This window comes from Mucilaginibacter ginsenosidivorax (assembly GCF_007971525.1).
In the GTDB taxonomy this organism is placed as follows: Bacteria; Bacteroidota; Bacteroidia; order Sphingobacteriales; family Sphingobacteriaceae; genus Mucilaginibacter; species Mucilaginibacter ginsenosidivorax.
The window spans coordinates 1,981,461-1,995,273 of record NZ_CP042437.1; the positions used below are offsets into that span (position 1 = coordinate 1,981,461).

At 44.8% G+C, this 13,813-nt stretch carries 7 protein-coding genes; all 7 read right to left on the bottom strand.

The window, feature by feature from the left end; translation table 11 throughout:
• Positions 1–426: 426 nt before the first annotated feature.
• Entirely contained in the window at positions 427–4,107 is a 3,681-nt protein-coding gene (locus FSB76_RS08400) for an alpha-L-rhamnosidase (RefSeq protein ID WP_147053148.1), read from the bottom strand.
• A 253-nt stretch (positions 4,108–4,360) separates the two neighbouring features.
• Positions 4,361–5,269 carry a glycoside hydrolase family 16 protein gene (locus FSB76_RS08405; protein WP_225976451.1) on the bottom strand — a complete coding sequence of 303 codons (909 nt, stop codon included), beginning with the start codon at positions 5,267–5,269 and terminating at the stop codon, positions 4,361–4,363.
• A gap of 227 nt (positions 5,270–5,496) precedes the next feature.
• Positions 5,497–6,441, bottom strand: a complete 945-nt coding sequence (locus FSB76_RS08410; RefSeq protein WP_147053149.1) for a DUF1735 domain-containing protein — start codon at positions 6,439–6,441, stop codon at positions 5,497–5,499.
• A gap of 18 nt (positions 6,442–6,459) precedes the next feature.
• A complete protein-coding gene (locus FSB76_RS08415) occupies positions 6,460–7,920 on the bottom strand; it encodes a SusD/RagB family nutrient-binding outer membrane lipoprotein (protein WP_147053150.1) in 1,461 nt (486 codons plus the stop codon).
• 31 nt (positions 7,921–7,951) lie between these two features.
• Positions 7,952–11,191, bottom strand: a complete 3,240-nt coding sequence (locus tag FSB76_RS08420) for a SusC/RagA family TonB-linked outer membrane protein (RefSeq protein ID WP_147053151.1) — start codon at positions 11,189–11,191, stop codon at positions 7,952–7,954.
• Positions 11,192–12,129: 938 nt separating this feature from the next.
• Complete coding sequence (locus FSB76_RS08425) at positions 12,130–12,552, bottom strand: hypothetical protein (RefSeq protein ID WP_147053152.1); 423 nt, start codon at positions 12,550–12,552, stop codon at positions 12,130–12,132.
• 442 nt (positions 12,553–12,994) lie between these two features.
• Positions 12,995–13,789, bottom strand: coding sequence for an alpha/beta hydrolase (locus FSB76_RS08430; RefSeq protein WP_147053153.1), 795 nt, complete (start codon positions 13,787–13,789; stop codon positions 12,995–12,997).
• Positions 13,790–13,813: the final 24 nt, after the last annotated feature.

The window sequence follows — 13,813 nt, forward strand, 5'->3', positions numbered from 1 at the left end:
GAACCACTATGCATGTAGTCTCTGACTACCCCAGCTGTTAATTACCCTCGCCAACCGAAAACATTGGAAACAACGGTCTGTGAGGACACAGACCGTGGAGGAGAAAAATATATTTAATAATCAACAACTTACAATCACGATCCTTATAGATCGTTGATTATCAATATAAAATATACGTCATTGCGAGGCACGAAGCAATCCCTTAAATGCTAAGTCCCACATAGTTCGGGATTGCTTCGTACCTCGCAATGACGGTAGTTTTAGAACATTCGTTTAACGATATCAGTTGAACGCCATAACAATTTTTTTCAGGTTTTAACTGATGGACACTCGCAATGACGATCACAAGAAAGTTGCAGCATCCTTACATGTTACTACCAGGGCGGTCTGTGAGACCGTGTAGAAGAGACCATCCTATCCCCTCCCCTACTTCTCCACACTAAACACATAACTCCCCGATGCCAATTCATAAACAGCTTTCCCATCGGCATACCTTAAAAACTTAATTCCTTTTACCTTATCCGCGGGCTTACCGCCTTCGGTTACAGCAGCTGCCGAAGCGGCTGGCAGGTATAAAGTGGCTTTGGTATTTGCCGGTACTCTTGCGTTATAAATAAGGTTGGTGCCTGCCGTTTTCCAGCTGCTGCTAATCCTCCCGTAGGGCGAATCGTAGTAGCCTTTGGCGTAGGTCATCTGGCCGGTTGGGTCGGGTTCGGGTTGCAGGATAAAGTTTTTGAAACCAACCTCGCCGCGCTGGATGCCCAGTGAGTAGGCCATCATCCACTGGCCAACGGCGCCAAAGGAGTAGTGGTTAAAGGAATTCATGCTGTTGTTACCACCGAAACCGTTTTCAACCGTGTAGCCGTTCAGGCGTTCCCATATGGTGGTTGCGCCCTGGTCAATAGCGTATAGCCATGAGGGATAATGATCATTTTGAAGCACTTTGTAGGCCAGGTCGGCGTGGCCGTAATCGGATAGCGATTTGCTGATCCAGGCGGTACCTATAAAGCCAGTCATTAAGGAGTATTTAGGGCGGGTAATACCGTCATCGTCCTTGTTTTCACGTTCGACAGCGGCCTGTAGATTTTTGGCCATATAAGGCGTGTTCTCATCGTTAAAAACACCTAATGACAGGCCAACGGCATAAGCAGTTTGTATATCGGCTACTTTAAACTCCTGCTTTGCATCGCGGGGTGCAAATATGCCGCCACCCAAAAGCCCCATCGCCTTTTTATCGGCATTGATAAAGGTTTTGTTAAAAAATGCCTTGCGCTCATCATATCTTTCCTGGTATTTGGCAGCGTCGTCGGGCTTGTTTAAAGCGCTGGCAATCTTCACCATTATACCCAGGTCGAAAATATGGTAAGCGGTTACCAGGTAATCGGTACCCAGCTGGTTATTTTGAGGGCCAAGCCAATCGCCTAACTGCGAATCGGAACTGAGACCGTTTTTTTTGCTGATGGTAGAATCGATAAAACTCATGTACCTGGCCATGGCCGGGTAATGCTCTTTCAACAAGGCCACATCCTCATATTGCTGGTAGGCTTCCCAGGGGATAGTAATACCCGCGCTGCCCCAAAGTACGCCGCCAAAACCGCCGCCAACCGGGGCAATATCGGTAAACTTGCCATTGGGCATCTGCAAATCGCGCAGGGCAAAAAGGTGCCGTCTTAAAAACTGGTCGCTGTTGGACAAGTAGGTGGCAGTGCGCGAAAAAATACTGATATCGCCCGACCAGCCCATGCGCTCGTTACGCTGCGGGCAATCGGTAGGGATGGTTAAAAAGTTATCGATGTTTGACCAGGTAAGGTTTGACCACAGCTTGTTTACTTTGGGATTTGAGGTGACGTAATCTGCCGTTAGCTTGTGGATGGAGCTGATGGCCAAACCCTGCACAGCACTTAACGGCAGCGGTGCATCAACCCCGGTAATTTCAATATATTGATACCCGTGCGATGTAAAGTGAGGCTGAAATGTTTGCTCACCATCCTTCATGGTATACACATCCTGGCTCAGGGCCCCGCGGTAATTCTCGGTCATGATCATCCCCACGTTTTTGCCCGATTGTTTGAGGGCCGGGTATAAAACCTCGGCATAGCGCAGCAATAACTTTTTACCCGCTTTACCATTTTTAATGTAAATTTTAGGCACGCCCACCATATTTTGCCCCATGTTGTACACGTAAACGCCCTTGCGTACTTCCTGCATGCTTTGGGCGGTAAGCGTTTTGTAGATGCCGGCCGGCTGGCCAATTTGCCCAATCAGCGATAGCTTATCGTAGTTCAATTCATCCTTATGGCCAAAAAAATCATAGGATACGCCCGAATAGGTGGTACCATCTACCGGTACTTTAACCGCCTTTTGCCAGGCATTGTCATTATAGCTTACCGTAGTCCAGTTGTTTATCCCGGCTTCTAACGAGGCATCATAAACTTCGCCCATATCCAGGCTGCTGTAAACTATAGGGCCTTTGTTGTAATATTTCCAATCCTTATCGTTGGTAGTAATTACTTTTTTTGAACCGTCGGCATATTTAATCACCAGTTTGGCCAGTAATGATTGCCTGTCGCCAAAGTGGTTCCAGATGGTACCGTAGCTTAGCAGGCCGCTCCACCAGCCTTCGCCCAGCATGGCGCCTATAGCGTTTTGTCCGTTGTTAACCATCGTGGTAACGTCATACGTTTGATACAGGTGGGTAATGTTGTATTGCGTTAAGCCGGGGTTGTAGTAATCATTGCCTACGCGTTTACCGTTGAGGTACACCTCGTAAATGCCGCGGGCGGTAACGTACAGGCGGGCGCTTGTAATTTTTTTGCTGTTTGTTTCAAATTGGGTACGCAGCATAGGCATGGAGTTATGGCTTGGGTCGGCCACCGCAAAAACACCCTGGCTACCGCCCGAAACCTGGAAACGGTCGTTTTTTATACTGATGCCACCGTTGCCTATGAAAGATTTATAAATACCCGCGTAATGCTGTGCCGATAGATCTTCCTTAAACAAAATATTGCCCGGTTTGCGCGCGTTCGATACTTCCAACCCCGAAAATGCGGCCTGCTGCCCGGCATCCACAGCATAACCGATATCGCAAAGCAAACCGAACGAGATTACATCACGAGCGCCCAGCGGGTTAAGGGTAACTACTGCCCTGTGCGGCCCGCGCGGCGGAAAAACAGGCTGGGCACCTGCAGGTGTTTTATCATTATCTACAAGAAAATCATAGTCGCCATCTACGCTAAAGGTTAAAGTGCCCATTTCGTTATAGATTGCAAAACGGTGCTCTTTGTTTTTATTGCCTTCATTAATTACACTTGTTTTAATATCAAATGATTTTAGCACCCGTGTAGCGGTATCATTGCCGGTATAACCGCTGCGGTATATGTTAATTTTAGCGTTACCTGTACCGGCGCTGCCCAGCTTTGAAATGTCCAGCTCGATCTTGAAATAACTCTCGTTCATTTTATTTTCAACCTGGAAAATATTTTTGTTTTTATCCATTAGGCGGGCATCATTGGCGCCCATGATGATGCTTGCACGGGTGCTGCCGGGCGCTATGGCCAGCTTGTAATTCATGTTAAAAACGGGCAGGTATTTGGAGTATAAAACCAGGTCGTTATTGCCGCCGCCAATCCAGGTAGCACCATCCCAGGCCGATAATCCGGGATCGGCGTTCATCAAACCCGTTTCAAACCACGAGGTATTGGTTAACATGGCGCCTGTTTGGTCCCAAACGGTCACTTTCCAGGTGTAACGGGTGGCCGCTTTAAGCTTTTTCCCCGCATATTCAATACCTGATGATTTACTGCTGTTTACCTTCCCGGTACTCCAAACGGGTTTGCCTGCGCCATCTTTTACTTCCAGCTGGTAGGATAGCTGCACATAGCCCCTTGCCCCTGCCGGCGCTTTCATTTGCCAGCTAAAGCGCGGCGTTTCCACATCGATACCCATGGGCTTATCGGTATACTCCACCTGTAGGTTATCAATACTTGCCGCGGGATTGGCCTTTAGTTGCGTGGCAAATGCAGCCGCATCATTACCAGGATAAATAAAAAAAACTAAGGCGAAAACAAGCGTAATACTTTTAAAAGCGAACAGGCAACTCTTTTTCATGAAGGGGGGTATGGTTAACTAAGTTTAATAATTTCAATAATAAAACCACACTTTGACTTATAAACACGGGCATAACCTATTGCTCATACAGTAAATGCCAGCCATCCGCAGGCATTACCGCCCGATAGCTTGTATCAACCCAATAAAAAAGCAGAATGTGGTTTTATAATTATTTACACAATAATACGTGTTGAAACGGTGAAACCGTCATGAACTGTCTTCTATAAATATTAACGCAGGTTATCCCGCATTTTTATTTTTGATACACACGCACGTAATCAACCTCAAACCGTTTTGGAAAAGTGGTTGCCGATGGTTCGCCGCCGTTATCGCCGCCAATGGCCAGGTTCAGGAGGATGTAATGTGGCTGTTTAAAGGGATTAAAGTTGCTGCCGTCCTGGTTAACCAGGTCTTTTAAGGCCACATGGTTAAGCAATATGTCATCAACATACAGGCTAATGGATGTTTCGTCCCAATCCATTCGCCAGGTGTGAAAGCGCTGGTTCCAGCCGGGTTCAAATGAATCGAGTGTTTTTACATTACTATACCATTTGGCCTTATATGGTACATCGGTGCCGCAGGCTATGTTGGCCAACAGTTTATCGCGGTAAAATTCCATAATGTCAATTTCGCCGTTTGATGGCCAGGGCTTGTTCAGGCCTAAGGTCCAGAAGGCCGGCCATAAACCGGCATCGGTATTTATCCGGCCCCGCATAATCAGCCGGCCATATTGCCAGCTTTGCAGGCCATTGGTATTCATACAGGCCGATGTATATTCAATAAACCGCCGGCTGGTCTGCCAGTTGGTACTGTTGGGTACATATGCGGGGTTGGGCAGGTGCACCTTTTTAGCTTCTATTACCAATAACCCGTTGTGGCAGGTGGCATTATCGGCCTGGTACCATTGGTCTTCATGGTTACGTACAAAGCCTTGCTCAAACTTCCAGTTGGCGGGGTTTGGCGGCCCTTCGTTATTAAATTCATCGGCCCAAACCTGTTTGTATCCGCCAAGGGTGTCCGGCTGTATTTGCTGGCTTTGTGCTATTAAAGGAGCAAGGAATGTTAAAAGTAATAACACCCGTTTCATCACCACAAAAAGGGCAGTTGTTTTTTGGTAATGCTTAGTGGTAAAAAGCTTTGTATTCGGGGCTATCTTTTCCATGGTAGTGGTTTATGTAGCCAATATCGGATGTTTTTTGTTCTGATTTATTTCCGGGGGTTCGGAAGGCATACCTTTTTAGACAAATTTATTATTTACCCCCAATAAAAAATGTGTCCCCACTCCTTTGGAAGACACATTTAATTAACTTTAACTGTTCATTTTTATTTATTAACGTAAATGAAAAAACCGCAAGAACTAAAGGAGTATTTTAAAAGCCTTTGTAATTTTTATCGTGAGCCAGCATAGGTCAAAGTACCATCAAAAACCCTTTTGTTGGTGGCATTGGCTCCCCAGTCAAATGCCAGGTGGAATGTTTTGGTATCGGGGTCGTAATAATTATCTTTTCCGGCAGTGTTCTGCACAGCCGCATTCCCGGTTGCTATCACGGTAACCTTGTTAGTTGCAGGGTCAACCGTAAGCTGCAGCCCGGCAATACCGCCAACGCCGCTGCCGGTAATCCATTTTAAAGAAAACGAATTGGTGTAAGTTCCTATGGTAGCAACATCAACCTGCAGCCCATCGGGATAGGTGCCGCCCAGCGTAGCATCGGCAACCCCATCAATATACCGGGCAATAGTGCCGCCAAGTGTATAAACCCCATCGTATTTGTTTTTAACACTGTAAAATGCATACATAGTGCCCCTGCTTGCCGCATGGATACCCACTCCGGCCGAATCTGTAATTTTATAGGCCAGGGCGTAGCTTTTTGATAAATCAAGTTTACTGCCGTCGAGCTTTATCACAAAATTCTTTGCAAAATCGCCCGAGGCAAATTTAAAAGTGAGGTTATCGCCAGATACCGAAACATCGGCAGATGAGGTTCCGATTGTATAAAAAGATGATGGTAATAATTCATAAGCCGTACCATTGGCTTCGTTGTAAGCATCAATTGAATCCGGCTCAGCCGATACCACAAAGTTTTGCGCCTTTTTCAGATCTGTATTATTTGCCGCATCTTTTTTCAGCGTAAAAACATCAATGGTTTTAACATCAGTAAACGGATCAAAAAATGTTGATGATTCCATACCATCGGGAAAGCCTATCAAGGTTTTACCGGCATTGAGTGTTTCTGTAGTAACCTTATCGGCAGCGGGTTCCTTTCTGCATCCTGCAAACACAACAGCAAATGCACAGGCCACAACCAGGTATTTAAAAAATATATTCTTTTTCATGTTTTTTAAGTTGAAGGGTTAATTAGTTGTTCTTGTATCCCACCACACATGTGCATCCTGGGTATCGCCGCCTGTTAACCTGGCAACGGCAGCATTAACATTTGTTCCGTTGGTGTTGTATTCAGATGATGCATAGGTAAACCTCCTTACAATCTGGCCCGATGAGTTTGTGGCATCCGGTGCCGGGGTAAGCGCCGGCCAGCCGGTTTTTCGCCATATGGCCCAGGCTGCATGGCCATCAGGGTAGCTGGCTATCCACCTTTGGATAGAAATGTTTTTTATTTGCGAACCGGTGATGTCGGCGTTTTTAGTATCAGTTACCGGGAACTGCGCCAGGTAAGAAGCAGATGGCGTTCCGGCATCCCACTGCTCAAATGATGCGGCAACGCCTGTGGTATAATCGGTAGTAATACTTTCGTCGGTCCAACCTAAATTGGCTGCCTCGGCGCGCGCCAGCCAAACTTCGGCAGCATTAATCATCACCACCGATCCCGTCTCTAACCGAAGGTCGCCACGCAAAACGCGGGCCCAGGTTGGGTTTGCATCCTCAAATGCCAAAACGCTCAGGCGTACCAAACCATAGGGCACGCCAATATTTGATGTGGTTACGTTGCCCGATAATTCGCTTGCCCCGCCAAATTCGGCCTGCCGGGGGTCGTTGCTTCCTACGGTGATATCTGTCAGCGTTTTTGATTCGCCATAATCTTTGCGGCCGTTGTAAAGGCTGTACCATGCGCTTTTGTAAGTGCCGCCGGGATAAACCAGGGTGAAGTTTTGGGCATTGGTGGTAATTACACCCGATGCAATAGCCTCTTTAACTGCTACAGCCGCATAATCGCTGGCGCCGGTTACCCTGTTTGACAATTGTATTGCAGCCAACAACTTCAACGAGTTGGCCATGCGTTTCCATGAAGCTACATCGCCGCCATAAATAATATCGCCGGCCAGGCTCGATGATGAATCAAACTCGCTTATGGCCGATGTAAGTGTCGAAATTATGCCTTTATAAATAGTCTCCTGGGTATCATACACCGGCTGTATCACCGCACTCCCTTTTAAAGCCTGGGTGTAAGGCACATCGCCCCATGAATCTGTAATTATCCAATAGATGTATTGCTGCATAATTTTTGCTACAGCGGTTGAATTGTTACTTACATTAAGGTTGATGATAGTTTGCAGGTTATTTAAATTGCCACTATAGTTACCGGTAAATGAGTTTTGCGGTAAATTATATAATGATGTTCCTGAATATTGGGTTTCAGAAAAATACTGGCCGTACTGGGCGCCAGATAAAGGCTCGGTATTGGTAGAAGCGTAGCCCCCAAGGTTTGATTGTACGTTGGTTAATAAAGCCGATGTAATGGCTGTTGTTGTAGCGCCCGGATTGCTGTTAACATCGCCAAAATCTTTCAGCTTGTTGCAGCCCGTTGTGTATAAAACAACGGCCATTGCAGCTGTATATATGTATATCTTTTTCATTTTGTTTAAAATATTGATTGGTAGGTAATGCTTAGAATGTTACTTTGAGATTGAAGCCGAAACCCCTGGTGCCGGGCCATTGGGCCGTTTCTCCCTGCGATGCGGTTATTTCCGATGGGTCAAAGTCTTTGGTTTTGGCATACAGCAGTAACAGGTTACGCCCTGTTAGTTCAAACCTGGCCGATTGAAGCGTTTTACCAAACCCGAGTTTTTTAACCGGAATGTTGTAGCCGATAGCAACCTCGCGAAGCTTAACAAACGTTAAATCATAAATAAAGGAATCGAAAGTTTTGTTGTTGTATAAGCCCTGGTAGTACGTTTTAGCATCTACATAATAGGTAACCGGGTTATTGTTGGCATCAACGCCGGTAACTTTAACACCACCGCCATCGGCAACAGGATCACGTACCGACATTCCCTTATCATTCAGCGCGGCGGTATTAGCAGTTAAACCGCTGTATTGGCCCCACATGTTTGATAATGAAACAAACTTGCCGCCTATCTGGTAGTCAATATTAAAGCTGGCAACAAAATCTTTAAATATTGCAAATGAGTTTTGCAAACCACCGGTAAACTTAGGCAGTACGCTGCCAAAATATACATTAGGATCATTAATATAAGCTCCGGCTGATGTAAGGATGGGCACGCCATCGGCATTGCGTTTAATACCGTTACCGTAAATCTGGCCCCACTCTTTACCTTTTTGCTGGATAAGGTAAGGCATAGTGCTGCCCCAAACACCGGCAACAGCCACACGGTCTACGCCGTATTTATCGCTGATTTCCACAACTGTATTTTCAATGATCCGGGCCACGTTTGTGTTAACCGTCCAGCTGAAGTTAGGCAACTTAACCGGCGAGCCGCCTAAAGAGAACTCGACACCGCGTTTTTTGATTAAGCCAATATTGGTTAATATGGTTGAAACACCACTGGCCCCGTTTACAGATAATGATACCGGGATATCTTTATCATCGCCCTGGTAATAGGTACCGGCAAAGGTAAGCCTGTCGTTAAAGAACCCCAGGTCTAAACCAAACTCAGTTTGTTTGGTAGTTGTTCCGTGCAGGCTTGGATCGATGTAAACACCGTTACCGGCCTGCAGCAGGTTCCCGTTCCATTTATTGGAGCTTATTGAGTAAGTGGTATTATTGCGGTATGCACCAAATGTTTCTGTAGATGTACCAAGCGCCAGCGGAATTTCGCCGTATGATGCCCTTACTTTACCAAAACTTAACCAACTTTTTGTTTGCGGCAATAATTCGCTGAAAACAAATGAACCGCCAAACGATTTGGACAGCACCGAGTTGGCATTATTAACAACCGACAGGGTTGAAAACCAATCGTTACGGATGGTAACATCGGCAAACAACCAGCTTTTGTAACCTACAGATGCTTTTGCAAATAAAGCACGGTATTGTTCCTGGATGCGGGTATTCCCAACAGTAGCAGCATCTACGGAGTTGCCGATAGTGTAAAGATCATCAATACTTAAACCGTTATTTGTATTGGCCGTATTGTCTTTATAGATGTAATTAAAGATGTCGCTACCGGCATTGGCGTTAACCTGGAAATCGGATATCTTTTTGCTATAGGTAACCAGGGTTTCGTAATTCTCCCTGTTTTGGTAAACAGTTCCGGTAGCGTAGCCGCCTTTAACACCGGTTTGCGTGCCGCTATATTGCAGTTCGGAACTTGTTTTACTTTCATACCAGCTATCTGTGGCATTTTTACGGTAAGTAGCTTTAACGCTTAAATCGTTATTGATTTTATAGGTAAGCGAAAAGTTGCCGTATAAACGATCGCGCTGACTTACGTTGTTAATCTGGTTGGCATAGGTGTAAAAATTGTACCAGTAATTGCCACCATAAAAGGCTGATGGATCTGAGGCATCGTACGATGTTGGATTTTGATGGTTCCAGCTTACGTAGGTTCCGTCGGGCGACTTCAAGTTTTGCAGCTCTTTCATGATCCCCATATCCAGATCGCGGTGGAACCAGGAGTTGAATGACCCGCTTGACTGACTTGCGTACGCATCATTAATTTGGCCGGTAAGTTGCTGGCCTACAAAATTAACGCTTGCACCTACCGTAAAATGCTTGTTAAGATCGTAGTTAACATTTAAGCTAAAAACATTCTTGTTAAGATTACTGCTTGGTAAAATGCCACGGGTATTTTGGTTGTTGTATGACATCCTGATATTGTAATTATCAGCCGCCTTTGTAAACGCGAAGCTATTATTTAACGCTATTCCGGTTTGAAAATAGTCTTTGGCGTTGTTTGGTTGGGCTGTCCAGCTTGCGGTTTTAAAAGAGTATTTAGTACCGGCTGCCCAGGCATACCAGGGGATATACTCCTGGCCAACCATTTTAGGTCCCCAGCTGCTGTCATCAGTATAATCGGGATAATACTTACCGTTTAAAGCTTTCCATCCTTCAGGGTCGCCTTCTTTGTAGGTATACTGCATAAAATCGGCAGATGCGCCACCGCCATAGGTATTCTGGTAGTTAGGCAATATGTAGGCTTTATCAAAGTTGGCCCCTAAGTTTATTTCGACACCCAGCCCGCTGGTTTTTTTACCTTTTTTGGTTGTAATGACAATGGCACCGTAAGCACCCTGCGATCCGAACTGGGCAGATGCCGCCGGGCCCTGCAAAACCGTAATGTTGTCAATATCGTCGTTACTTAAATCGTCGGAGTTGGGTAAAATAGTACCGTCTACCACATATAGCGGGTTGTTGCCGCTTCCAAAGCCGGTAGCGCCGCGTAACCGGATATTGGTGTTACGACCCAAAGCTGCAGCCGACTGGCTCCTTACCTGGATGCCTGCAACTTTACCGGCCAAAGCATCATTGAGGTTTGGCTCGCGGATAGTATTCAGGGCTTCGGATTTTACAACCTGCGCGGCATAGGAGGCCGATCGGGAAGTTTGCCTGGTGCCGTAAGCACCTGTTACGATTACTTCGGACAGGCTATTGGTGTTGATAGCCAACATGACCTTAATGGGCGACGAGCCAATTTCGACCGTCTGGCTGGTGAAACCCGTAAAACTGAATACCAAACTTTTTGCCGTGCCGGGCACGCTTAAAGTAAACTGGCCATTGGCGCCGGTTTGGGTACCAATTGTTGTTCCCGATACCCTTACGGATACACCGGGCAGCGGCAATCCGTCGTCTTTTGAAATTACCGTACCGGTAATTGTTTTGTTTTGTGCTAATACAGCGTTAGCGAATAACACCACAAGGCACAAAGCTGTGAGTAGTAGTTTTTTCATCGTATAAGATCAATTAAGTGATTGTCAAATTTATATTAATTTTAATAGAATGGTATAAAAATTACAAATATTTAAATTTATGCAGTATTTATTTAAAATATTTATAAAAAATATGAATTATCCCAGAAAAAGTAGAAGGAAAAATATTTTTCAATAAGCTCCCTGATGTTTCTTATTATTTTAAATATTTTGACGTGGTTTCATTTAAAGTTTTACCCTTGCCTGTTAAATGAAAAAGAAGATGTGTTGGCACTTTTACCTGCGGATCGGGAGAAGGAATTACAGGTGGTGAAGGTTAACTTTCGCATGCTATATATTTAATCTCACGCTATCAGGATTGCATTTATCCTCCAATAGAGCTACCGTATGTACACATGTTTATAGGAGATAGTGATTTTGAAAAGCACTCCATTAGGAGTAAAATGTCGGTAGAATAATTAAGTCCCCCTCCTTTTCGTGCCGCAGGTACGAAACTGGCCACTAAAATTGGGCATTTATCCATGCTCATTTGATATGAAATGTTCAATGGTGACTTACCTACGGCACGTAAAGCTATTTTGATCTATTTCTACCGACATTCAACCCCTGTGGTTTTTCTGTACGCATAGTAGCACACACGGGGAAATTTGACAGAAAACGAAAAAAGTTAAAAACGAAGGGATGCGATTTAGAGATGAGTTACCGGAGGGTGAATATTAAACATTGCGGGCAAAGCAGGTAACCAATCAGATCGGGATATGCATGTAGACAGCAATAGTACTTCTCGGTTTTGCATTTGCCGCAGCGTTGCATTTGCTTGCTTATAGCGGCAACCGGGACGTTTAAGTTGTAAATTGCCATAGCCCGTGTAATGGGTTGACTTATAAACCGGGCGGGAATAAATTGCAGAAATGGATTTGCGGCATTTGACGTAACTCTAAAACCTGAGGTTAAGAGTGTTATCTAAAATAAACAAAACGGCTGCTATACTCCCCCTCGGTTCTTGAAAGGTTACCCTCTTTTACGTGAAATGACAATACGCCCGAAAATTCAGACGTTTTATAATCCTTGCCAAACAATTTAGCGCAATGAGCAACAATATCGCCTATTGCCCTGGGCGAATCAAAATAATCAGTTTGCAGCAACCGCTGGACAGCTTTGGTGGCTCCCGGCTTTTTTCCTAAAAATGGAACGTTACTGCTTTTTATCAGCGTGGCATTCTCATCAGCAGCGCCGTGAATAAGTGTAACAAGGCGCTCTGCAATCACCAGTTGAACCGCTTCGGATTTAAAAGCGTTAACCGCCTCTGCCAATTGCATGTACTCTTCCTTAAACCGATCTAATCTTGTTACTGATGAAACTGTATTTTCTAAATATTTCATATTTCTATTTATTCAATTTTGCCTGCAAAGCCTTGTTAAAATTTAATTTGATTTAGGTAGAAAAATCGAACCACCCGTATTAGGGCTGTTAACCGATTATTGATTACCGGTATTAACCGGCAACAGATGGGTAATTTGCCAAACATCTTTTTTATATAACTTATAGGATCATATAAAAACAGATAGCCGTTTTCCCTTAAGTTGATTTGCAACAGGGAATAAACTTTTCCCTCTTCAAATCACTACTATGATAGTAAAGCCTAAATGTAGGTTATATTAAACCGGCAAAAGAAAAGTATCGATGAATAGTAATTAACTATCGACTAATGGGCCTCGGAGAGTTTTTTTTGTTCACTTATATGTGAATTTTGTGCAAATAAAAAATCCCCACTCACCAGAGCAGGGATAAATCATTGGTATTCGGGAAGATCTTGCTTACAGATTAATGATTTGCCGATACTTCATTTGCAGCCTGGATAATCACCCTGGCCACTGCCTGCGGTTGCGACATGAAGATTACGTGGCTGCCTTTCACTTCTGTTACTTTAGTATTTGAGCGTTCGTACATTTTATGCTGGATAACAGGGTTGATGCTTTTATCTTCAGTTGCAATACAGGCGTAAGCTGGTTTATGCCTCCAGGCTGGGTCAGTAATCGGTGTTATAAAACCTTTGGCATAAAATGCACCTTGTGATGCATACATAAAGTCGGCTTCCTCCTGGCTTATATCGGCACAAAAACCTGCATGATATTTAGCTTTGTCGTAGTAAACAATGCCCTTATTGTCTGGGGCCAGTACACCGTTTTCGGGAGCCGGAGGCGCGGTTTGCAACCATTGTAATGCCGATTCACCTTTATCGGGCTGAAATGCGGCTACATAAACTAATGCGGCCACTTTTGGGTGATTGCCTGCCTCGGTAATAACAGCGCCTCCCCATGAATGGCCAACAAGAATACAAGGGCCGTCCTGCTTGTCAAGCGCTGTCCTGGTTGCGGCCACATCATCTTCGAGTGATGTTAACGGATTTTGCACCACAGTAACATTGTAACCTTTTTTTGTAAGTACGGTGTAAAGGGCTTTCCATCCCGAGCCATCGGCGAATGCGCCATGTACCAGCACTACATTTTTGATTGTTTGTGCATTTGCTTTAGTTATTGTGCCGGTTACGGCAAAAAGAGCGACTGTTAAAATTAAAAGACCTGCTTTCAATGTGTTTTTTGTTGTTTGCTTTTTCATCGTTTTTATTGTTGAAGTTTTTTG

Bases quoted from the DNA above. Each gene is read 5' to 3' on its own strand.
- FSB76_RS08415 (WP_147053150.1), bottom strand. From the start codon at position 7,920: ATGAAAAAGATATACATATATACAGCTGCAATGGCCGTTGTTTTATAC.
- FSB76_RS08410 (WP_147053149.1), bottom strand. From the start codon at position 6,441: ATGAAAAAGAATATATTTTTTAAATACCTGGTTGTGGCCTGTGCATTT.
- FSB76_RS08400 (WP_147053148.1), bottom strand. From the start codon at position 4,107: ATGAAAAAGAGTTGCCTGTTCGCTTTTAAAAGTATTACGCTTGTTTTC.
- FSB76_RS08420 (WP_147053151.1), bottom strand. From the start codon at position 11,191: ATGAAAAAACTACTACTCACAGCTTTGTGCCTTGTGGTGTTATTCGCT.
- FSB76_RS08405 (WP_225976451.1), bottom strand. From the start codon at position 5,269: ATGGAAAAGATAGCCCCGAATACAAAGCTTTTTACCACTAAGCATTAC.
- FSB76_RS08430 (WP_147053153.1), bottom strand. From the start codon at position 13,789: ATGAAAAAGCAAACAACAAAAAACACATTGAAAGCAGGTCTTTTAATT.
- FSB76_RS08425 (WP_147053152.1), bottom strand. From the start codon at position 12,552: ATGAAATATTTAGAAAATACAGTTTCATCAGTAACAAGATTAGATCGG.